24 protein-coding genes, 1 tRNA gene and 1 riboswitch are annotated in these 21625 nt (G+C 67.7%); of the genes, 24 read left to right on the top strand and 1 reads right to left on the bottom strand.

Annotated features, from left to right (window positions below; translation table 11 throughout):
* The first annotated feature begins 300 nt into the window (after positions 1–300).
* The 15 genes from ACFVTE_RS12170 to hisF all read left to right on the top strand — a co-directional run bounded on the left by ACFVTE_RS12170 (position 301) and on the right by hisF (position 12173).
* Positions 301–372 (top strand) — tRNA-Val (locus ACFVTE_RS12170).
* A 97-nt stretch (positions 373–469) separates the two neighbouring features.
* Positions 470–1315: a cytochrome gene (locus ACFVTE_RS12165; RefSeq protein WP_387100717.1), complete on the top strand. Its 846-nt coding sequence runs from the start codon at positions 470–472 to the stop codon at positions 1313–1315.
* Positions 1316–1373: 58 nt separating this feature from the next.
* Positions 1374–1976 (top strand): peptide deformylase, encoded by a 603-nt coding sequence (gene def / locus ACFVTE_RS12160; protein ID WP_387100715.1) that lies wholly within the window; start codon positions 1374–1376, stop codon positions 1974–1976.
* Positions 1973–2893, top strand: coding sequence for a methionyl-tRNA formyltransferase (gene fmt / locus ACFVTE_RS12155; RefSeq protein WP_387100713.1), 921 nt, complete (start codon positions 1973–1975; stop codon positions 2891–2893). The genes def and fmt overlap by 4 nt, the downstream gene beginning before the upstream one ends.
* Positions 2890–4524: an RsmB/NOP family class I SAM-dependent RNA methyltransferase gene (locus ACFVTE_RS12150; protein ID WP_387100712.1), complete on the top strand. Its 1635-nt coding sequence runs from the start codon at positions 2890–2892 to the stop codon at positions 4522–4524. Before fmt ends, ACFVTE_RS12150 begins: the two co-directional genes overlap by 4 nt.
* Positions 4525–4578: 54 nt before the next feature.
* A complete protein-coding gene (rpe, locus tag ACFVTE_RS12145) occupies positions 4579–5235 on the top strand; it encodes a ribulose-phosphate 3-epimerase (protein WP_387100711.1) in 657 nt (218 codons plus the stop codon).
* 87 nt (positions 5236–5322) lie between these two features.
* A riboswitch (FMN riboswitch) is annotated at positions 5323–5471 on the top strand.
* 95 nt (positions 5472–5566) lie between these two features.
* Positions 5567–6277 (top strand): nicotinamide riboside transporter PnuC, encoded by a 711-nt coding sequence (gene pnuC, locus ACFVTE_RS12140; protein ID WP_387100709.1) that lies wholly within the window; start codon positions 5567–5569, stop codon positions 6275–6277.
* 50 nt (positions 6278–6327) lie between these two features.
* Positions 6328–7425: a bifunctional diaminohydroxyphosphoribosylaminopyrimidine deaminase/5-amino-6-(5-phosphoribosylamino)uracil reductase RibD gene (gene ribD / locus ACFVTE_RS12135; protein ID WP_387100969.1), complete on the top strand. Its 1098-nt coding sequence runs from the start codon at positions 6328–6330 to the stop codon at positions 7423–7425.
* Complete coding sequence (locus ACFVTE_RS12130; protein WP_387100707.1) at positions 7425–8081, top strand: riboflavin synthase; 657 nt, start codon at positions 7425–7427, stop codon at positions 8079–8081. Before ribD ends, ACFVTE_RS12130 begins: the two co-directional genes overlap by 1 nt.
* Entirely contained in the window at positions 8078–8833 is a 756-nt protein-coding gene (gene ribB / locus ACFVTE_RS12125; protein WP_387100705.1) for a 3,4-dihydroxy-2-butanone-4-phosphate synthase, read from the top strand. The genes ACFVTE_RS12130 and ribB overlap by 4 nt, the downstream gene beginning before the upstream one ends.
* Positions 8830–9531: a GTP cyclohydrolase II gene (ribA, locus tag ACFVTE_RS12120; protein WP_387100703.1), complete on the top strand. Its 702-nt coding sequence runs from the start codon at positions 8830–8832 to the stop codon at positions 9529–9531. Before ribB ends, ribA begins: the two co-directional genes overlap by 4 nt.
* Positions 9532–9549: 18 nt before the next feature.
* A complete protein-coding gene (gene ribH, locus ACFVTE_RS12115) occupies positions 9550–10032 on the top strand; it encodes a 6,7-dimethyl-8-ribityllumazine synthase (RefSeq protein WP_102973087.1) in 483 nt (160 codons plus the stop codon).
* A 133-nt stretch (positions 10033–10165) separates the two neighbouring features.
* Positions 10166–10429 carry a phosphoribosyl-ATP diphosphatase gene (locus ACFVTE_RS12110; RefSeq protein ID WP_003801526.1) on the top strand — a complete coding sequence of 88 codons (264 nt, stop codon included), beginning with the start codon at positions 10166–10168 and terminating at the stop codon, positions 10427–10429.
* 58 nt (positions 10430–10487) lie between these two features.
* Positions 10488–11348, top strand: a complete 861-nt coding sequence (gene hisG / locus ACFVTE_RS12105) for an ATP phosphoribosyltransferase (RefSeq protein WP_387100701.1) — start codon at positions 10488–10490, stop codon at positions 11346–11348.
* Between the two features lie 48 nt (positions 11349–11396).
* A complete protein-coding gene (gene hisF, locus ACFVTE_RS12100) occupies positions 11397–12173 on the top strand; it encodes an imidazole glycerol phosphate synthase subunit HisF (protein ID WP_306922466.1) in 777 nt (258 codons plus the stop codon).
* Positions 12174–12243: 70 nt separating this feature from the next.
* Here the strand turns inward: hisF and ACFVTE_RS12095 are convergent, their stop codons facing one another.
* Positions 12244–12888, bottom strand: a complete 645-nt coding sequence (locus ACFVTE_RS12095) for a TIGR03085 family metal-binding protein (protein WP_377953523.1) — start codon at positions 12886–12888, stop codon at positions 12244–12246.
* A 277-nt stretch (positions 12889–13165) separates the two neighbouring features.
* Here ACFVTE_RS12095 and ACFVTE_RS12090 point away from each other — a divergent pair, with 277 nt between their 5' ends.
* The 9 genes from ACFVTE_RS12090 (at position 13166) to lgt (ending at position 21503) form a co-directional block, all read left to right on the top strand.
* Positions 13166–13906, top strand: a complete 741-nt coding sequence (locus ACFVTE_RS12090; RefSeq protein WP_387100698.1) for a hypothetical protein — start codon at positions 13166–13168, stop codon at positions 13904–13906.
* A 108-nt stretch (positions 13907–14014) separates the two neighbouring features.
* On the top strand, positions 14015–14458 hold the full coding sequence (hisI, locus tag ACFVTE_RS12085) for a phosphoribosyl-AMP cyclohydrolase (RefSeq protein WP_387100696.1): 444 nt from the start codon (positions 14015–14017) through the stop codon (positions 14456–14458).
* 101 nt (positions 14459–14559) lie between these two features.
* On the top strand, positions 14560–16119 hold the full coding sequence (locus tag ACFVTE_RS12080) for an anthranilate synthase component I (protein ID WP_387100695.1): 1560 nt from the start codon (positions 14560–14562) through the stop codon (positions 16117–16119).
* On the top strand, positions 16119–16751 hold the full coding sequence (locus ACFVTE_RS12075; protein ID WP_387100693.1) for a Trp biosynthesis-associated membrane protein: 633 nt from the start codon (positions 16119–16121) through the stop codon (positions 16749–16751). The genes ACFVTE_RS12080 and ACFVTE_RS12075 overlap by 1 nt, the downstream gene beginning before the upstream one ends.
* A 96-nt stretch (positions 16752–16847) precedes the next feature.
* Positions 16848–17132: an HGxxPAAW family protein gene (locus tag ACFVTE_RS12070; RefSeq protein WP_331574738.1), complete on the top strand. Its 285-nt coding sequence runs from the start codon at positions 16848–16850 to the stop codon at positions 17130–17132.
* A gap of 2 nt (positions 17133–17134) precedes the next feature.
* On the top strand, positions 17135–17953 hold the full coding sequence (gene trpC / locus ACFVTE_RS12065; RefSeq protein ID WP_387100691.1) for an indole-3-glycerol phosphate synthase TrpC: 819 nt from the start codon (positions 17135–17137) through the stop codon (positions 17951–17953).
* A gap of 94 nt (positions 17954–18047) precedes the next feature.
* Positions 18048–19373 carry a tryptophan synthase subunit beta gene (trpB, locus tag ACFVTE_RS12060; protein WP_387100689.1) on the top strand — a complete coding sequence of 442 codons (1326 nt, stop codon included), beginning with the start codon at positions 18048–18050 and terminating at the stop codon, positions 19371–19373.
* Positions 19370–20188 (top strand): tryptophan synthase subunit alpha, encoded by an 819-nt coding sequence (gene trpA, locus ACFVTE_RS12055; RefSeq protein ID WP_387100688.1) that lies wholly within the window; start codon positions 19370–19372, stop codon positions 20186–20188. Before trpB ends, trpA begins: the two co-directional genes overlap by 4 nt.
* Positions 20189–20195: 7 nt before the next feature.
* The gene (lgt, locus tag ACFVTE_RS12050) at positions 20196–21503 is read left to right on the top strand and encodes a prolipoprotein diacylglyceryl transferase (RefSeq protein WP_387100687.1); all 1308 of its coding nucleotides are present in this window, start codon (positions 20196–20198) and stop codon (positions 21501–21503) included.
* Positions 21504–21625 lie beyond the last annotated feature (122 nt).

The raw sequence follows: 21625 nt of genomic DNA, 5'->3' as shown, positions 1-21625 counted from the left end.
GCCGTGATTCCCTGCCGTGTTTGGCAGTTCGTCGCGTTCCAACGAGTAAGAACTCTATAGGAGGTTCCGGGAAACTCCAAATCGGGTGCTGGCGCCGTGGCCAGCGAAGCCGTACTTCCTTGGATTCTAGGGAATTTTTCGAATTACAGGCGTGTAGTTTCTGAGCCTCAGACTGGCTTGCTTTGTCATGTCTCCCGGCTTCGGCTGCTTCGGTGGCACGTTGCTCAGCGGACCTTTTCCGCGGGTCCATGCGCCGATTTCCGTTTACCCCCAAACGTCCGCTAGCATTCAAATGCATCGGGGCGATTGGCGCAGTGGTAGCGCGCTTCGTTCACACCGAAGAGGTCACTGGTTCGAACCCAGTATCGCCCACCGATTGGAAAGTCCGTTCAGCCCAGGAGATAAACCTGGGAGGGGCGGGCTTTTCTGTTTCCGCATCAATGTCTGACCCCCGTGAAAGAGTCTCACCATGACCGCTCCACTCCTCGCCCACGCCACGGAATATGGCCGCATGTATGCCCGCTCCACCACGGAGCAGTTCACGGTTCCCTCCATCACCACCGTCATAGGGCAGCAGGCCCACGGACTGGACGGCTGGTTCGGCTATATGGGCGCCAGCAGCCTGGCCAAGGATCCCTCTCTGCCGGAGATCCTGGGCAGCCCGGCGCGGGTGCGGCAGGCGGTGAACCGCGCGGCCAAGGCGGCCGAAACCTACCGGGACGAGGCCGCGCAGCGCGGGGACCGGGTGCATTACTACTGCGAGCAGGTGGCACTGCGTGCCCTAGGCAGGCCGCACCTGATGAAGGAAGCACGGGAAGCGCTGGCCTCCAATGGCGAGGAAGCCTTCGCTGCCCGCTTCGACGAGTGGTGGGAGCTGTTCCGGGTTGAGCCGATCGCTCCGGAGATCACCGTGTGGAACAAGACGGTGGGATATGCAGGAACGCTGGACCTGGTGGCCAAGATCAACGGACGCACCTGCCTCATTGATTACAAGACCAAGGGAACGACCCGTGACGGCCAGGTCAAGCCCCTGGACGACAAGGTGGTCATGCAGCTTGTTGCCGGCATGAAGGCGGAGGAAAGCCTGGTGGATCCGGTGGCGGGGGAGTGGGAGCCGTGGCAGCACGGCGATGGCCCGGTGCTTCTCGCCGTCGCGATCGGTGAAACCGAGGTCCGGCCCGTCCGCGCCAATCCCGAAGTCCTGAAGCACCACTGGTGGAAGTTCTGTGCCCTGCGCCGGGTCTGGGAAATGTCCGCGGACACCGTCAGCGCCGGACCCGCGCTGCTGCCCCTGGCGCCGCCGGTGTATTCCTGAGAGCAACTAAACTGGACTGGATCCCGTTACCCGTTTCACCGTGAGGAAATGACTGCACATGGCAATTCTGAATATCCGTATCATCGGCGATCCCGTGCTCCGCACGGTTGCCGACCCTGTCACGGATTTCGGGCCGGAGCTGGCCAGGCTCGTTGCCGACATGACCGAAACGATGGAGGACGTGGAGGGCGCAGGCCTGGCAGCGCCCCAGATCGGCGTCAGCCTCCGGGTCTTCACCTACCGCATCGGCGGTGTTGAGGGCCACATCATCAACCCGGTGCTGGAGAACAGTGAGGATTTCCAGCCGGATGAGGTTGAGGGATGCCTCTCCATCCCTGGCCTGGGCTTCCCCGTCCGCCGCTACCGCAGCACCCGTGTGACCGGCGTCGACATGAACGGCAACCCCGTCTCCGTGGAGGCAGAGGGCATGCTTGCCCGCTGCTTCCAGCACGAAACAGACCACCTGGACGGCATCCTGTTCACGGACCGGCTCGAAGGCGAGGACCGCAAGGCAGCCCTGCGCTCCATCCGCAATGCCAACTACGACTCCATCACCGAACAGACCACCGCCAAGCGGGCCAAGACCGTCGGCTCCAGTTTCGGCGGCGGCAGCTTCGGGGCTGCAACGTCCGGAACCGGCAGCTTCGGTGCTGCCGGATGAGGGTCCTCTTCGCCGGTACCCCGTCCGTAGCTGTCCCGTCGCTGGATGCGCTGGTGTCCGCCGGTTTCGAAATCGTCGCGGTGCTGACCCGGCCGGACGCGCCGGTGGGACGCAAGCGTGTGCTCACGCCGTCGCCCGTTGCTGCCCGGGCCGCCGAGCTTGGCATAGACATCATCCACGCCTCCCGGGTGGACACAGCCGTCACCGAACGGATCGCCGAAGCCCGTCCTGACGTCGCGGCGATTGTCGCCTACGGCGGGCTTGTGCCCCGCGCGGCCCTGGACATTCCGCAGCATGGCTGGATCAACCTGCACTTCTCACTGCTGCCGGCATGGCGCGGTGCGGCGCCCGTGCAGCGCTCCCTCATCGCCGGCGACGACATCACTGGTGCCGTGACTTTCCAGCTTGAGGAGGGGCTCGATACCGGCCCCGTCATTGGCACCTTGACCGAAGCCGTCGGCCCGGAGGACACCTCAGGGGCGCTGCTGGAACGGCTGTCCCACAGCGGCGCCGTCCTGCTGGCGCAGACGCTGGCCGCCGTCGGCTCCGGCGCTGCGTCGCCGCTTCCCCAACAGGGAGAAGTGAGCCTGGCGCCCAAGCTGACCATCGACGACGGCCGCATCGACTGGTCGGAGCCGGCCCTGTCCGTGGGCCGGCGGGCGCGCGGTGTGACACCCGAACCGGGAGCCTGGACCACCCTTGATGGCCAGCGGCTGAAGCTTGAACCGGTGCGGCTCCGTCCTGACGTCACCGATATTCAGCCGGGACAACTGGCTTTGGCCGGCAAGAGCGTGGTGGTGGGCACCGGTTCGCATGCCGTCGAACTCACCAAGGTGCAGCCTGCCGGCAAGAAAATGATGGCCGCAGCCGACTGGGCACGCGGCCAGTCTTCCCTCGAAAGCGTGGTATTCCAATGAGTGACTCCGGCAAAAGCGGATCCGGGCAGCGCGGTTCAGGAGACCAGGGCCGACCAAGCCGCGGCGGTTCAGGCGCCGGCGGCTCCGGAAGCCAGCGCGGTTCAGGTATGGGCGGTTCCGACCAGCGCCGGGGCGGGGGCGGCGCCAGCCGCCGGAATGCCCAGGGCAGGGAACGCAACCGCGGCCCGCAGCGCAACTTCACCGACAGCGCACCGTCGCAGCGCACCCGCAGGGCAGACCCCGCCAGGTTGGTGGCCTTTGAAGTGCTGCGGGCCGTTGCTGCCGAGGACGCCTATGCCAACCTGGTGCTGCCGGCGCGGATCCGGCAGCACGGCCTCGACCGGCGCGATGCCGGATTCGCCACCGAACTCAGCTACGGGGCCCTGCGCAACCAGGGCACCTACGACGCCATCCTCGCCCGTTGCGTGGACCGTCCCCTGGACAAGCTGGATCCTGCTGTCCTGGATGCCCTGCGCATTGGTGTCCACCAGGTGCTGGCAATGCGCGTTCCGGCACACGCGGCCCTGGACCAGACCGTCGGCCTGGCCCGTGCGGTCATCGGAGCCGGCCCCTCCACACTGATCAATGCCGTGCTCCGCAAGGTAACTGCCCGCAGCCTCGATGAGTGGCTGGACGAGCTGGTCGCCGGTGAGCAGGACGAGACCAAAGTTGCCTCCGTCCGCTATGCCCATCCCGAGTGGATTGTCCGCGCCCTGCGGCAGTCGCTCGTGGCCCATGGGCGGCCGGTCGGCGAGATCAACGACCTCCTGGAAGCGGACAACGCGGCCCCCGTCGTCAACCTGGTGGCCCTCCCCGGGCTGGGAAGCCTGGACGAGGCACTGGAGAACGGTGCCGTCCCCGGCGAACTGGTGGAAGGATCCGCGCTGTCCAGCGGCGGGGACCTCGGCCGGCTGGAGTCCGTCCGGTCCGGCACCACACGTGTGCAGGACGTCGGTTCCCAGCTGGTGGCACGCGCCCTGGCGGCGGCCAGCCTCGAGGCGGCAGTTGGCGGACATGCCGCTGAAAACGCCGGGGAGGCCTGGCTCGATCTTTGCGCCGGGCCCGGCGGCAAGGCTGCCCTGCTGGGCGCGCTGGCGAACGAACGCGGAGCCACGCTGCTGGCCAACGAGCCCGCCCCGCACCGGGCCAAGCTGGTCAGCCAGGCGCTGTCTGCTGTTCCTTCTGACGTCTGGACCGTTCGGACCGGCGACGGCCGCGAGGTTGGGTCCGAACAGCCGGCGGCCTTTGACCGTGTGCTCGTCGACGTGCCCTGCAGCGGACTCGGGGCCCTGCGCCGCCGGCCGGAATCCCGCTGGCGCCGCACGCCCAAGGACCTTTCCGACCTGGGCCCGCTGCAGCGCGAACTGCTGAACTCGGCGTTGGCGGCCGTCCGGCCCGGCGGCGTGGTGGCCTACGTGACCTGCTCGCCGCACCCGGCCGAAACCACAGCGGTGGTCAGCGACGCCCTGCGCAAACGCGACGACCTGGAACTCCTGGACGCCGGCAGCGTGCTGGACGCCGTCAGCCTGGGCGGCGGCCTGGGTGCCGGGCACGAGAAGACCGCGCAGCTGTGGCCCCACGTCCACAGCACGGATGCCATGTTCCTCGCCCTCATCCGCCGCAAGAGCTGAGCTCTGCCGACTGTTCCCATACCCCCGGACTCCCGTCCCGCGAAAGGACCCCGCATGACGCAGTGCTGCATCAACCCCAGCATCCTCTCCGCCGACTTCGTGAACCTCGAAGCCGAGCTGCAGAAAATCAGCAACGCTGATTCCGTGCACGTCGATGTGATGGACAACCACTTTGTCCCCAACCTCACCCTGGGGCTTCCCGTGGTCCAGCGGATCCAGGCGGTCAGCCCGGTTCCGCTGGACGCCCACCTCATGATTTCCGACGCCGACCGCTGGGCACCCGGGTACGCGGACGCCGGCGTTGCTTCCGTCACGTTCCACGCCGAGGCGTCCATCGCGCCGGTAAAGCTCGCCCGTGAGCTGCGGGCCCGGGGTTCCAAGGCCGGGATGGCGCTGCGTCCCGCCACGGCGGTGGAGCCGTACCTGGACATGCTTCCGGAGCTGGACATGCTGCTGATCATGACGGTGGAGCCCGGCTTTGGCGGGCAGGCGTTCCTTGACCTGACGCTGCCCAAGATCCGCCGCGCCCGCGCGGCGATCGAAGGGTCCGGCGTGAATGTGGCCATCCAGGTCGACGGCGGAATCACCGAGGAAACGATCGTCCGTGCCGCGGAAGCAGGGGCCAACGTCTTCGTCGCCGGCTCGGCAGTGTATGGGGCTGCGGATCCGTCCGGCGCCATCGACCGGCTGCGCAAGGCCGGCAGTCTCTAGGTTTCTCTCCTCCATGACGGCTGCGTGACGGTTTGTAGCGGGAATAGCCTGGGCACGCGCCAAGTTGTGTCAGAATAGCAACACACAATACGTGCTCCGGGGTCGGTGTAAGTCCGAACCGGCGGTGATAGTCCGCGACCCGCGAGCCGGCGTTTCCTCGATGGAAGCCCGGCGGACGGTTGAACTGGTGAAATTCCGGTACCGACAGTTAAAGTCTGGATGAGAGAAGCACGTACAGCTGTACTTGTGGCGTTCCAGAACGCCGCTGCGTTTCGCTGTCGTATACCCCCGGAGCAGTCTCGGCTCTTGAGGGAAGGAACGACACGCACGCATGGACATCCTGCGTTGGCTCTTCGAGGCACAGATCCCCGTGGGCGGATCAGTGCTCATTCTCCGCGAAGTGCTGGGGAACATCTTCGGCCTGGCCAGTGCCCTCGGCGGCATGCGGCGCAAGGTCTGGGCCTGGCCGGTCGGCATCGCCGGCAACCTTCTGCTCCTGACGGTCTTCTTGGGCAACGTCTTCGGCTCCGCAACACCGGCCACTCTGTGGGGGCAGGCCGGGCGGCAGGTCATGTTCGTCATCGTGGCCGTCTACGGCTGGCAGCGCTGGCAGCAGAGCCGCCGGGCGGCAGGATCCTCGACGGCGATCGCCCCCGCCTGGGCCAGTGCCAGGACCCGCGTCGCTCTGGTACTCGCACTGGCGGCCGGAACCGCCGCCCTCACCCCGCTCTTCGATTCCCTGGGCTCCTACCCGCCGGTGTGGGCCGACGCCTGGACCTTCATGGGCTCGCTTCTGGCCACCTACGGCATGGCCCGCGGCTGGACCGAGTTCTGGCTGATCTGGGTTGCCGTGGACGTGGTGGGCGTTCCGCTGCTCTTCAGCGCCGGATACTTCGCCAGCGCCCTCATGTACCTGTTCTACGGCTTCTTCACCCTGGCCGGCTTCGTTGTCTGGTGGCGGGCGTCGCGCCCCCAGGCCCAGCCGGACTCCTCTGCCGTCAAGGTTGAGACTGGCTTCCCGGACCCGGCGGTGTCCAAGTGACTGCTGCCCGGACGCCGGCAACGGCCTTCACCGCCGCTGAAACAGCCGCCATGGACACGGCCCTGGAAGCCGCCCTGCACGGTCCCCGGGGCGCCAATCCGCTGGTGGGCGCCGTCGTCGTCGGCCCTGACGGACGCCAGCTTGCCACGGGATACCACCGCGGTGCCGGCACCGCGCACGCCGAAGCCGACGCGATAGCGGCGGCGGTCAGCTCCGGCGTCGACCTTCACGGGTCCACCATGATGGTCACCCTCGAGCCGTGCAACCACGTGGGCCGCACGGGACCGTGCGCCCAGGCCATCATCGACGCCGGGATAGCGAACGTCGTGTACGCCGTCGACGACCCCCATGATCCCGCCGCCGGCGGTGCCGCCACCCTGCGGGCTGCGGGAGTCAGCGTGCGCAGCGGACTGGCCGCCGAGCGTGCGCTGGAGCTGAACCGGCGCTGGTTTCAGGCCGTCGACGCCAAGCGCCCGTTCGTTACCCTGCACATCGCCCAGACCCTGGACAGCCGGATCGCGGCCGAGGACGGCACCAGCCAGTGGATTTCCAGCCCGGAGTCGCTGGCGGACAACCACGGCATCCGGAACCGGATCGATGCCATCCTCGTGGGCACGCAGACCGTGCTGGTGGACAACCCGAGGCTGACAGCCCGCGACGCCAACGGCGAAACCACCGGTAACCAGCCGCTGCGCGCGGTCATGGGACTTCGCGACGTGCCGGAAGAGGCCGCCGTGCGCGGCGACGACGGCAAGGTCCTGCACCTGCCCACCCGGGATCCGCGCGAGGCCCTGGCCATGCTGTTCGCTGCGGGTACCCGGCACGTCATGGTGGAGGGCGGATCGAGGATCCTCAGCGCCTTCCTGGCCGAAGGCCTCGTGGACGAACTCATCGTGTACCTGGCGCCCACACTGCTGGGCTCGGGAACTCCGGCCCTCAACGGCCTGGGCATCGGAACGCTGGCGGAGGCGCAGCGCTGGGAATGGGATGCCGCATCCGGCGGCGCGGTCCAGTACCTCGGCAGAGACCTTCGCCTGCACCTGCTCCCGGAAAAAACCAGCGCGACCCAGCCAACTTCAACACAACCAACGTCAACCGATTCACTATCTGTCCGCACAGGAGCGGGCACAGCCATGGGAGGCTACTGATGTTCACCGGAATTATTGCCGAACAGGGAAAGGTCCTCTCCGTGGACCGGAACGGGGACACAAGCGCAACGCTGCGCCTGCACGCCCCTGGAACCGCTGAAGGGCTGCCGCTGGGCGGCTCCATTGCCGTCAACGGCGTCTGCCTCACGGCCACGGCCATTGACGGCAAGGACTTCAGCGTCGACGTCATGGGCGAGACCCTCATCCGCAGCACCATCGGCGAGCTTGCCGCGGGCGACCCCGTCAACCTCGAGCGCTGCGTTCCGGCCGGCGGACGCCTCGACGGCCACGTGGTCCAGGGCCACGTGGACGGCGTCGGCGAACTGCTCGAACGCGAGCCGCAGGGAAACTGGGAACGGCTCCGCTTCGGCGTGCCGCAGCGGCTCGCCCGCTACATCGCGGAAAAGGGTTCAATCGCCATCGACGGCGTCTCCCTCACCGTCACCGCGGTCAGCCCGGCAGCCGAGACGGCGCCGTGGTTCGAGGTAGGGCTCATCCCCACCACCCTGGCCGACACCGGCCTCGGCGCCAAGCCGGCCGGCAGCAGGGTCAACCTTGAAGTGGACGTGCTGGCAAAGTACACCGAGCGGCTGCTCGCTTTCCGCACTGAAAGCACCGCAGGTTCGGAATTCTCGGGTGCGGAGGTGCAGCTGTGAGCGGCACGGCAAAGCTTGACGCGGCGGTTTCCGGCGCGGTTTCCACCGACCAGACGCCGGCCGGACTGACCCCCGGCAACCTCGGTCTGGACTCGATCGAGGACGCTGTCCGTGCCATGGCGGCCGGCCGGCCGGTCCTGGTGGTGGACAACGAGGACCGCGAAAACGAAGGCGACATCATCTTCGCCGCCCAGCACGCCACCCCTGCGCTCATGGGCTGGACCATCCGGTACAGCTCCGGAGTCATCTGCGTGCCGCTGGACGGCGCCCGGGCCGACGCCCTGGAACTGCCGCCCATGGTGGAGGTCAACCAGGACGCGAAGGGGACGGCCTACACCGTTTCCTGCGACGCCGCCACCGGCGTAAGCACCGGGATCTCTGCCACCGACCGGGCCCTCACCGCCCGCATCATCGCCGATCCGGCCAGCGGACCGGGAAAGCTGACCCGTCCCGGGCATATTTTCCCGCTGCGGGCCGTTAATGGTGGAGTGCGTGAGCGCCCCGGCCACACCGAAGCGGCCGTCGACCTCTGCCGGCTTGCCGGCCTGGAGCCGGTGGGCGTGATCGCCGAAGTGGTGTACGACGACGGTGAGATGATGCGGCTGGACGGACTCCGGGTTTTCGCTGCCGAGCACGGCTGCCCCTTGATCTCGATCGAGGACCTGGTTGCCTATCTGGGAGCTGACCACCGTGTATCTTCACAGGAGAGCACTTTGGAAGTCAGTCCGGCCGGAGAAGGGGAAACACGATGACGGCATCTCAGACAGCGGAACCAAGCAGCAACGGACGGCAGCCGCATCCGGTGAGCAGCGGCCCCGTGGTCCAGTTGCCAACGGCGTTCGGTGATTTCGTGACGCAGGCCTGGACCGATCTGGTGACCGGCGCCGAACACCTTGCGGTCAGCTCCCCGAATCCGCCCAAGGACGGCAAGGCGCCCCTGGTGCGCCTGCATTCGGAATGCCTCACCGGCGACGTTTTCGGATCCTACCGCTGCGACTGCGGCGAGCAGCTCGCCTACGCGCTGGAGCTGATCGCCGAGAACGGCGGCACGCTGCTGTACCTCCGCGGCCAGGAAGGCCGGGGCATCGGGCTGGCCAACAAGATCAAGGCCTACGCCCTGCAGGAAGCCGGGTTCGACACCGTCGAGGCCAACGAGCAGCTGGGCCTGCCCGTGGATGCCCGCTGCTACAAGGCTGCGGCGCAGATCCTGGCCGAAATGGGCCTGCACGAGATCCGGCTGCTGAGCAACAACCCGGACAAGCAGAACCGCCTGGCCACGGCCGGCGTGAAGGTCGTCGAGATGGTGCCCACCGAGGTGCCGTCGCGGGAGCAGAACCTCCGGTACCTGCAGACCAAGAAGGACCGCATGGACCACCTGCTGACGCTCGACACCGAGCCGGCGGGCCTGCCCCGCACCGGCACTGACACTTTTGACCACGAACAAGACTGAACGGATCACGAAGACTTTATGAGCGGACACGGCGCACCCCAGATTGACCTCACCACCCTCGACCCTGCGGAAACCTCGCAGCTGAAGCTGGCGATCGTGGCGGCAAGCTGGCACACCCAGATCATGGACGGCCTCCTGGACGGCGCCCTGCGCGCGGCCAAGGACGCGGGCATCAACGAGCCGACCGTGCTGCGCGTCCCGGGCAGCTTTGAGCTTCCGGTCGCTGCCGCGCGGCTGGCACCGCACTTTGACGCCGTCGTGGCCCTCGGCGTCGTCATCCGCGGCGGAACGCCGCACTTTGACTATGTCTGCCAGGCCGCGACGTCGGGACTGACCGATGTCAGCGTCAACACCGGCGTGCCGGTCGGGTTCGGCGTGCTCACCTGCGACACCGAAGAGCAGGGCCTGGACCGGGCCGGACTGCCCGGATCCTCGGAGGACAAGGGGCACGAGGCCGTCACAGCGGCACTTTCCACGGCCCTGTTGCTGAAGAACTACTGAGAACATTTCCCCAGTTCCGGGGCGCTGCGGGGGTGCGGGCGCAAGTGCACGACGTGTGTAATCGCTCACATCCCCGCCGTCATGGAACTGCCCGACAGGCGGGCCCCGGCCCGGAGCAAGTAGGCTGGAGGGCGTGAAGAATTTCGAGACGCTGTTCGCAGAACTGAGCGAGAAGGCAGCGACCCGCCCCGAGGGCTCCCGCACCGTCGCCGAACTGGAGTCGGGAATCCACGGCATCGGCAAGAAGGTCGTGGAGGAAGCGGCTGAAGTCTGGATGGCAGCCGAGTACGAATCCGACGAAGCCGCCGCCGAGGAGATCTCGCAGCTCCTGTACCACCTGCAGGTCCTGATGCTCGCCAAGGGACTCAGCCTGGAAGACGTCTACAAGCATCTCTAGCCGCCTCTGCGTGGCCCCGCTTGCCTGACCCAAACTTCCAAACCAGAAAGACCTCCTAATGCTGCGTGTAGCCGTACCCAACAAGGGATCCCTGTCCGAAGCCGCCTCCGCCATGCTGTCCGAGGCGGGCTACCGCCAGCGCCGGGACAGCCGCGAGCTGGTCATGGTGGACCCCGACAACGACATCGAGTTCTTCTTCCTCCGCCCCCGCGACATCGCCGTTTACGTGGGGCAGGGAACGCTCGACGTCGGAATCACCGGCCGCGACCTCCTGCTGGACGCGCAGGTGGAGGCCGAGGAACTGCTTCCGCTCGGCTTCGCCGCCTCGACGTTCCGCTTCGCCGGACCGATCGGCGACTTCAGCACCGTGGATGAACTCGAGGGCAAGCGCCTTGCCACCAGCTACGACGGTCTCCTGCGCGACTACCTGGCGGAGCGCGGCATCAAGGCGAAGGTGGTCCGGCTGGACGGTGCGGTGGAATCCTCCGTGCGCCTCGGCGTCGCGGACGCCATCGCCGACGTCGTCGAAACGGGCAACACCCTCAAGGCCGCCGGCATGGAGATCTTCGGCGATCCGATCCTCAAATCCGAGGCGGTGCTCATCCGCCGCACCGGCGACGGCGGCGCGGCCAACGGCACGGCCAAGGAAATCGATGTCCTGATCCGCCGCCTGCAGGGCGTCCTGGTGGCGCGCCAGTATGTGCTCATGGACTACGACATCCGCAAGGAGCTCGTGGAGCAGGCTGCCGGCCTCACGCCCGGCCTGGAATCACCCACCGTCTCGCCGCTGCGCGACTCTGACTGGGTGGCCGTCCGCTCCATGGTGCCCAAGAAGGAAACCAACAGGATCATGGACGAGCTGTACGACCTCGGCGCCCGCGCCATCCTGGTCAGCAGCATCCACGCCTGCCGGATCTGACCCGCTTTCCTTCCGACAGCACACCCCAGCAGTACAACAGGAGAAGTCATGGCTGTAGCCGTCCGCGTTATTCCCTGCCTGGACGTTGATGCCGGCCGCGTGGTCAAAGGCATCAACTTCGAAGGCCTCCGCGACGCCGGGGACCCCGTGGAACTGGCCCACCGCTACGACAACGCCGGCGCCGACGAACTCACCTTCCTGGACGTGACAGCGTCCTCCGGCAACCGCGAGACGACGTTCGACGTCGTCCGCCGCACCGCCGAGGAAGTGTTTATCCCGCTGACCGTTGGGGGCGGCGTCCGCGGCGTGGCGGAGGTGGACAAGCTGCTGCGCTTCGGAGCCGACAAGGCCTCCATCAACACTGCCGCCGTGGCGCGCCCCGACGTCATCGACGAAATCACCCGGCACTTCGGTTCCCAGGTGCTGGTGCTGTCCGTGGACGCCCGGCGCGTCCGGCCCGGTTCCCAGCCCACGCCGTCGGGCTTTGAAGTGACCACCCACGGAGGCCGCCAGGGCACCGGAATCGATGCCATCGCCTGGGCCAGGGAAGCTGCGGACCGCGGTGTGGGGGAGATCCTGCTCAACTCCATCGACGCCGACGGCACCAAGGACGGCTTCGACCTCGAGCTCATCCGGCTGGTCCGGTCCGCGGTCAAGGTTCCGATCATCGCCTCCGGTGGGGCCGGTGAACCCGCGCACTTCCCGCCTGCGGTCCAGGCCGGAGCAGATGCAGTGCTGGCCGCGTCGATCTTCCACTGGGGCCCGGACGACATGATGTCCCAGGTCAAGACGGCGATCCGCGACGCCGGCTTCGAGGTTCGCTAATAGCAACGCGGGGTCAGTTAGCGCCCAATCTGACGAGATTATTGGGCGCTAACTGACCCCGCGTTGCTTTTTACAGTCCGACTTCTGCTGACTGGAGGAGGGCGACGGCGTCCGGCTGGCCTTCGAAGGTGACCAGAGCATGGCGCGTGCGGCCGTGGGCATGCATGAGCAGCTCGCCGGGTTCACCCACGATCGCCACCGAGACGGGCGCGCGCTTGGCCACGTGCCGGGGGCCGGAGGGGCTGACCAGGACGATGCCCAGGTCCACGCCGCGGTAGAGGATGGCTGCCCGCTTGACGAGCTCATCCCACAGGGCGTCGGAGTATTCCTCGTCGAGGGCCCGGGGTGCCCAGCGGTCAACGGCGCGCCGGACATCCTCCGTGTGAACGAAATATTCGATCAGGTTGGAGCTCTCATCCAATGCCTTGATCTTCATGGGCGAGAGCGCCGGAGGTCCCGCACGGAACGAGTTCACGAGCTTGGCGTAGTCGTCGGCGGTCCTGAGCTTTCCGGCCAGGCGCGCGGTTGCCTTGTCCGAGGCCTTGGACAGGCTCTTGATGATCAGGCCCAGCCCGACGGCAGCCTTACGCTCACGCAGGTACAGGTGGGCTGCGAGGTCTCTGGTCTTCCAGCCCTTGCAGAGCGTGGGGGAGTCAGGACCGGCCGCCAGCAGGGTCTCGGCCAGAACTTCTCGGGACGGATCGACGAAATGCATCACTTGGAAAACTAGCACGTCCCCGGTGGAGTTGCGCAGTCTGTTGACAGCGGTGAATTTGTGCCGTTCTTCGCCGTGCGGCCGCGCCCATTCCGGAACGGGAGACGCTTCAAGAAACTCCAAGCTTTTCCCAAGCTGAAGCACCAAGTATTTGCAGGGGGAGTGCACGCAACTGGCTCCAGCGCATCATCAGACGAGTTTGGTCTGCTTCCGGGGTGAGCCGGAAGGCTGCAGCGGAGCGAACAAGAAAACTCCATCTGTGGCGTGAGGATAAGCAATGAGCACTCTAAAGAAAATGGGCACACTCGGCAGCCTGGGGCTGCTGGTATCGGGCAGTTTGATTTTCGGTGGCGCCAGCGCCGCCATGGCGGCGACGTGCCGGACCGGGCTGGCAGCCCCCACCAGCTCCACCTTCACGGGGACGCTCGTGACAGCCACCAACTTTGAGGGCAACACGCTGTCGCCGTTCACCCGGAGCGTTGCCGGCACCGCAGCAGTGGCGGTGACAAGCCCCAAGGCGCACTCCGGAACATGCTCAGTCAGAATCCTCGCCACGGACACCTCGGGCTCGGTGGCAAATATGCGAGTGGGGTTGGCCGCCGGGACCAAGCGGGCCAGCGCGGATGCCTGGGTGAACATCACCACTGGCGGCCTTGCCGGCAACAATGTGCCCTACGTCCGGTTCTTCTCGGGGTCGACGCGGGTGGCGGATGTTTTCCGCAACAACGCCAACGGGCAGCTGTGGCTGCGGCTCGCCAACCCCAACGGCACGGTCACCTACACCAGGCTCCAGGCCGCCGCCGTTCCGCTGAACACCTGGCAGCACATCCGGATGCAGGTGCGCGCGGATACTGCCAGGTCCAGCATCCAGATTTGGTTCGGAACCGTCCAGGTGTTCAACAGGGCAGTGGGTCTGCCCTCCGCCACCCTGAGCAGGGTCCAGTTCGGCGCCGAGCACCCGCGCCAGATGGGCGACAGCTACGTTGACGACGTCGTAGTGAAGCGTTCCGCCACCTGACATCCGGCGGCCACGCGGCCCGCAGGCGGCTCATTGCCCCTGCGGGCCCTCGCGTGTGTCGGGGGAGGCTGGCCCAGTACCCCCGGGATGGGCACTAGACTTGACGTGATGTCTGAGCAGCCCGCCCCCAGCCCCGCCCCCGCCTCAACCGCCGGCGCCCCTTCCTCTGACGCCGGTGAAAGCCTGCTGCCGGGGAGTCCTCTTCCGGCCGGGATTGCCTCGGCCCTGAAGCGGGACGGCGCCGGACTCGTGGCTGCCATCGTGCAGCAGTTCGACACCAACGAGGTCCTCATGCTGGGCTGGATGGACGACGAGGCCCTGAACCGGACCATGACCACCGGCCGCGTGACGTTCTACTCCCGCTCCCGCCAGGAGTATTGGCGCAAGGGCGATACATCCGGCCACGTGCAGTGGGTCAAGTCGGTCGCCCTGGACTGCGACGGCGACGCCCTCCTCGTGCGCGTGGACCAGGTGGGGGCAGCATGCCACACCGGTACCCGGACCTGCTTTGACGGCCGGGCCTTCGACGTTGTGGCTGGCCCGGCCAACTAGCGGCCGCCGCGCCCACCCAACAGGCCTCCACGCGGGCCCATAAGCAAACAGGCCCCCACCCAACAGGCTTCATACCAAGAACAGACGGAGAACCAATAGCGATGCAGGACCTCGGAATCATCAGCCCAGGCCTGGAGGAATTCCGGGAACTCGCCGCCCACAGCCGCGTCATCCCTGTCCGGCTCAAGGTGCTGGCGGACGCCGAAACCCCGATCGGGCTGTACCGGAAGCTGGCGCAGGGCCAGCCGGGCACGTTCCTGATGGAGTCGGCGGCCGTCGGCGGTGCCTGGTCACGCTACTCCTTCATCGGTTCCCGGTCCCGCGCCACACTGACCACCAAGGACGGGCAGGCCCACTGGCTGGGCGAACCGCCGGCCGGCGTCCCCGTGGATGGAAATCCGGTCGATGCCATCCGCGACACCATTGAGGCGCTTCGCACCGACCGGTTCGACGGGCTCCCACCGTTCACCTCCGGCCTGGTGGGCTTCCTTGGCTGGGAAACGGTCCGCCACTGGGAAAAGCTCACCAGCCCGCCCGAGGACGACCTGCAGCTGCCTGAACTGGCCCTGAACCTCGTCACCGACATGGCCGTCCACGACAACATGGACGGCACGGTGCTGCTCATCGCCAACGCCATCAACTTCGACAACAGCTCCGAGCGTGTCGATGAGGCCTGGCACGACGCCGTCGCCCGCGTGAAGGAACTGCTGGCGCGCATCAGCACCCCGGTAGTCCAGCCGGTGTCCGTCCTGGAGCCGGCTGCCCTCGATTTCGCCGCCAGCGTCCAGGAACGGTGGCACGAGTCCGAGTACCTCGCGGCCCTCGACCGGGGCAAGGAGGCGATCGTGGACGGTGAAGTCTTCCAGGTGGTCATCTCCCGCCGCTTCGAGATGGAGTGCGGGGCTTCGCCGCTGGACGTCTACCGGGTGCTGCGCAACACCAACCCGAGCCCGTACATGTACATCTTCAGCCTCGAGGATGCCGCGGGCCGGCAGTACTCCATCGTGGGGTCATCGCCGGAGGCGCTGGTGACCGTCACCGGCGATGACGTCATCACCCACCCCATCGCCGGCTCCCGGCCGCGCGGCAAGACCGTGGACGCGGACAAGGCCCTGGCCGAGGAACTCCTTGCCGACCAGAAGGAGCGCGCGGAACACCTCATGCTGGTGGACCTGTCCCGGAACGACCTGTCGAAAGTCTGCGTTGCGGGTTCCGTGGACGTAACCCAGTTCATGGAAGTGGAGCGGTTCAGCCACATCATGCACCTGGTCTCCACCGTCGTCGGACGCCTGGCCCCGACGGCGAAGGCGTACGACGTCCTGAAGGCCACCTTTCCGGCCGGCACGCTTTCCGGCGCCCCCAAGCCGCGCGCCCTGCGCCTCCTGGATGAGCTCGAGCCGCACCGGCGCGGCATCTACGGCGGCGTGGTGGGGTACCTGGACTTCGCCGGCGACATGGACATGGCCATCGCCATCCGCTCCGCCCTGCTGCGCGAAGGGCGTGCCTACGTCCAGGCCGGCGGCGGCATCGTGGCTGACTCGAGCAACCCGGCCGAGGCGCAGGAAACCGTCAACAAGGCGGCGGCCCCGCTTCGCGCTGTCCACACGGCCGGCTCGCTGCACAACATCAGCCCGGACTCCGTCACCGAGGCAAACTCCTGATGGCGGTTCCCGCAGGATCCGCCGTGCCCGGCAAAACGCGCCGCACAGTGCCGGGCTGGGCCCGCAAGTCCACGGTGGTGCTGCTGATCGCTGCGCTGGCGCTGGCGGCCTTCGGTACCACCACCCAGACCTGGCTGACGGTCCACCTCGACCCCCAGCAGGTAGGCCAGGCCGCCGGCAGCGACGGCCTCCAGGTCCAGGGCAGCAAAGCCGCCACCACGGTCACCGCCCTGGCCCTCGTGGCGCTGGCGGGCGGCCTCGCGGCCTCCATCGCCGGAAAGATCGCACGCTGGATCATCACGGCCATCATCGTGCTGGCGGCGGCCGGCATCATCGCCGCCGCCGCCACCGTCCTCGCTGATCCGCTGGCCGCAGCCCAGGGCTCCATCGCCGCCGCCACCGGCGTCTCCGGAGGGACCGCGGACGTCAGCGTCAGCACCTTCCCGGTGCTCGCCGTCGTGGCAGGATCCCTGCTGGCCGTTGGCGGCCTGCTGGTGGTTCCGGCCGGGCGCTACTGGAAGTCCCGGACCAAATACGACGCCGCGGCGGCGGGTCCCGCCGGCGAACAGGCCGGCCCGGTGGACGAGATCGACAGCTGGGACAGGCTCTCCCGGGGCGACGACCCCACCTGAGCCGCGGGTCACGCAGCCGCGCACCCCGGCCGCGATGCCGAAGGCAGCGGCAAAAAATGGCAGAATGTAAGCAGTATTGATCCTGAGGAGATTCACATGAGCAAAGCCACTGTTTCCGGTACCAAGCCCGCGGCCCCCAAGGAGCACCACGGCATCGACCACAGCATCGACCTGGGCCACGGCAACAGCCCGGCCGCCTGGACCTGCGTGATCGTCATGCTCATCGGCGCCCTCATCGCCTCCATCGCGTTCGTCATCGCCAACAGCCCGATCTTCTGGGCCGGCATCGCCGTCATGTTCGTCGGCCTGCTGGCCGGCTTCATCATGCGCAAGGCCGGCTACGGCGTGGGCGGCAGCAAGATCAAGAACACCGGCCACTAGTCGTGACTGTTCTCGACGACATCAACGCCGGTGTCAGGGAGGACATGGAGGACCGGAAACGCCTCGTGTCCCTCGCGGAGCTGAAGGACCGCGCCTTGGCAGCGGCTCCTGCCCGTGATGCATGGGCTGCCCTGGGCGGGCTGTCCCAGGACCGCGGCGTCCTCAAGGTCATCGCCGAGATCAAGCGCCGCAGCCCCTCCAAGGGCGACCTCGCCAGCATCGCGGACCCCGCGTCGCTGGCCGTGCAGTACGCCGACGGCGGAGCCGCGGTGATCAGCGTGCTCACAGAGCAGCGCCGTTTCAACGGTTCGCTGGCCGACCTCGACGCAGTCCGCGCCCGGGTGGACGTGCCGCTGCTGCGCAAGGACTTCACGCTGGACGAGTACCAGATCTGGGAAGCCCGTGCCCACGGCGCTGACCTCATCCTGCTGATCGTGGCCGCGCTTTCCGACCAGCAGCTGCGCGACTTCAGCGCCCTGAGCCGCGAACTCGGCATGAACGTACTGGTGGAAACGCACACGCCGGAGGAAGTCGAGCGCGCCGTGGCCGCTGACGCCCGGATCATCGGCGTCAACGTCCGCAACCTCAAGACGCTCGACGTCGACCGTTCGGTTTTCGCCTCGCTCGCCGGCAGCATTCCCGCCGGCGCCGTGGTGGTGGCGGAGTCGGGCGTTCGGAACGCTGACGACGTCGCGCACTACGCGGCGCACGGCGCCAACGCCATCCTCGTGGGGGAGGCGCTCGTCAGCGACGCCACCCCGCGTGAGCGCATCGCGGAGTTCACGGCGGCCGGGGCCGCGGCCATCGCCGCCCGGGCCTGAGCTCCCACCCAACCGTGGCGCCATCTGTCCGCACGCCGTGCGGACAGATGGCGCCTGACATCAACAAGAAAAAGTGAACAGGATGGTGAGACTGATGGCCGACGCGCCAACAGCCGGCTCTGACCAGGGCTCGGTGGATGCATTCCTGCAGGGAGGCACCTCGCTGCGCCACGCCCCGGGACCCTACTTCGGCGCCTACGGGGGCCGCTGGATGCCTGAGTCACTGATCGCCGCCCTGGACGAGCTCGAGGACACCTTCGAGAAGGCCAAGGCCGATCCCGAGTTCACCGCCCAGATCGCGGACCTGAACAAGAACTACTCCGGCCGGCCCTCGCTGCTGACCGAGGCCAAGCGCTTTGCCGAGCACGCCGGCGGTGTCCGGATCTTCCTCAAGCGCGAGGATCTGAACCACACCGGCTCGCACAAGATCAACAACGTGCTGGGCCAGGCGCTGCTTGCCAAGCGGATGGGCAAGACCCGCGTCATCGCCGAAACCGGCGCCGGCCAGCACGGCGTGGCCAGCGCCACGGCCGCGGCGCTGCTGGGCCTGGAATGCGTCGTTTACATGGGCGCCGAGGACTGCCGCCGGCAAGCGCTGAATGTGGCCCGGATGGAGCTTTTGGGCGCTACGGTCATTCCCGTCACGAACGGTTCGCAGACTCTCAAGGACGCCATCAACGAAGCCCTCCGGGACTGGGTGGCCAACGTCGGCAACACCCACTACCTCCTCGGCACGGCAGCGGGTGCCCACCCGTTCCCGGCCCTGGTCCGCTACTTCCACGAGGTCATTGGCGAGGAGGCCCGCGCCCAGATCCTTGAGCAGGCAGGCCGGCTGCCGGATGCCGTCTGCGCCTGCATCGGCGGCGGCTCCAACGCCATCGGCATCTTCCACGGCTTCCTCGATGACCCGTCCGTGAAGATCTACGGCTTCGAGGCCGGCGGCGACGGCGTTGAGACCGGCCGCCACGCGGCCACCATCACGCTCGGCCGGCCGGGTGTGCTGCACGGCGCCCGGTCCTACCTGATGCAGGACGACGACGGCCAGACCATCGAGTCGCACTCCATTTCCGCCGGCCTGGACTACCCCGGCGTCGGACCGGAGCACTCCTACCTCGCCGACATCGGGCGCGTCAGCTACGAGCCCATCACGGACAGCGAAGCCATGGAAGCCTTCCGGCTGCTGTGCCGCACCGAGGGCATCATCCCCGCGATCGAGTCCTCGCACGCGCTGGCCGGCGCCATCAAGGTGGGCCAGCGGCTGGCAGCGGAAGCCGGCTCCGCCGGGGCCGCTGACAAGATCGTGATCGTGAACCTGTCCGGCAGGGGTGACAAGGACGTGGCCACCGCAGCTGAGTGGTTCGACCTGCTGGAGAAGGACTCGGCCGAGGCGGCTATCGGCAAGGAAGGGGAACAGCTGTGACCACGGCCCAAACCACCGGTAAGACGGCCACCAGCAAGTCGGCCATCGCGATCGACAAGGCCCGCTCGGAGGGCCGCGCGGCGCTGATCGGCTACCTCCCCGCCGGGTACCCCAGCGTTGAGGAAACCATCGCCGCCGGCATCGCATTGGCGCGCAACGGCGCCGACCTGATCGAAATCGGCATCCCGTACTCGGACCCGGTCATGGACGGCCCGGTCATCCAGGCCGCTACCACCGAGGCCCTGGCCAAGGGGTTCCATGTGCGCCAGGTCTTCGACGTCGTCGCCGGCATCACCAGCCAGACCGACGCCGCCGTGCTGGTCATGACGTACTGGAACCCTGTGGTCCGGATGGGTGTCGACGAGTTCTCGCGGCGCCTGGCCGAGGCCGGGGGAGCGGGGCTCATCACTCCGGATCTGATCCCGGACGAGGCAGCCGAATGGATGGACGCGTCCGAGAAGTACGGCCTGGACCGGGTCTTCCTGGTGGCGCCCTCCTCCACGCCTGAGCGCATGCGCCGCACCGTGGACGCGAGCCGCGGCTTCGTTTACGCCGTCTCCATCATGGGCGTCACCGGTGCCCGCTCGTCGGTGAGTTCGGCGGCCGAGGACGTCGTGGCCGCGGCCAAGGCCGCGGGCGCGGAACGCGTGTGCGTCGGCCTCGGCGTGTCCACCGCGGAGCAGGTCGCGGAGATCGCCGCCTACGCGGACGGCGTGATCGTCGGTTCGGCACTCGTGGCGGCCGTCCGCGACGGCGGCGTGGACGCCGTCGCGCGGCTCACCAAAGACCTCAGTACCGGACTGACCAGGAAGTAACGCAACCATGCAGACGTTCCTCACCGCAGCCGCTCTGGTACAGGCTGGTCCGCTTTCAGCCGGTATGGTGCCCGCAAGCATCCCGAGCCCGGACTGGTCCGGATTCGATATTCCGCTGCCGTGGGGATCGCTCCGCATCCATGCCTACGCCCTGTGCATCCTGGCGGGCATCGTTGTCGGCCTGTGGCTGACGTCGGTCCGCTGGGCCAGGCGCGGGGCGCCCGAGGGCAGCGTCTGGGACATCGCCATCTGGGCCATCCCGTTCGGCATCATCGGCGGCCGGCTCTACCACGTGTTCTCGTCTCCGGACGCCTACTTCGGCCCCGGCTTCGACGGCACCGGGGACCTGTCCCTGATCCCGCAGATCCAGCGCGGCGGCCTCGGAATCTGGGGCGCCGTGGTGCTGGGTGCATTCGGCGCCTGGATCGGCTGCCGCAGGGCCGGGGTCAAGCTGACGGCCTTCATCGATGCCGCGGCACCGGGGCTCCTGCTCGCGCAGGCCATCGGCCGGTGGGGTAACTACTTCAACCAGGAACTCTTCGGCGGCCCCACCACGCTGCCGTGGGGGCTCCAGGTGGACGCTGACAACGCCAACTTCCCGGCCGGCTACCCCGCGGACACGCTCTTCCATCCCACGTTCCTCTATGAATCGCTCTGGAACATTGCGGGTGTGCTGATCCTGCTGGCCCTCGACCGCCGGTTCCACTTCCGCCGCGGCAGGCTGTTCTGGCTGTACGCCATGTACTACACGCTGGGCCGGGTCTGGATCGAGGCCATGCGGATCGACGACGCCGAGCAGATCAGCCTGTTCGGCATCACCACCCGCCTGAACGTCTGGACCAGCATCTTCGTGTTCATCGCCGCCCTCGCCGTGTTCATCTGGCTGGGCCGGCGCAAGGACGGCAACCCGGACAGTGTCTACCTGCCGGGCCGCGAGCCGGCCCCCGCGGTCTCCGCCGATGCCGACGGCGGGAAGCTGGCGTCCGTAAGGACCGACGGCGGGAAGCCCGCTGCCGCTGGAACGGCAGGTCCGGCGTCGGCAGTGCCGGCGTCGGGACCGGACAAGCCAAGGGACTCCGGTTCCGCTCCGAATGTGACCGGCAAACCGGTCCGTGATACGGACCCCGTTGTCTCAGATAGTGAATCGCGTGATAATCTCCCTGATAACCAAAACGGTTCCGGGCTAGCTTCTGCCCAAACGGAAGCAGTCCCGGCATCCACCGGCGGAACCCCAACCGCCGCGGAGTCGCGGAACACCGGAAAGTCCGGTGGCACAGACACCGGGACCGCATCGGAGGCCGACGGCTCACGCTAGAAGGCGCCGGTACCCAGGGCAGCAGAGAGTTACCGCTCGGAGCGCCCACCCCCACAGCGTCGTGGCAGAGGCGACTCCGGTCAGCATAGAGCTGCTGCCCGGTCAAGCCTGGGGCGGAAGCC

The organism is Arthrobacter sp. NPDC058097 (assembly GCF_042884885.1).
Classification (GTDB): domain Bacteria; phylum Actinomycetota; class Actinomycetes; order Actinomycetales; family Micrococcaceae; genus Arthrobacter.
The sequence above is the reverse complement of the archived record's forward strand: the minus strand, read 5'-3'. Positions and strand labels throughout refer to the sequence as shown.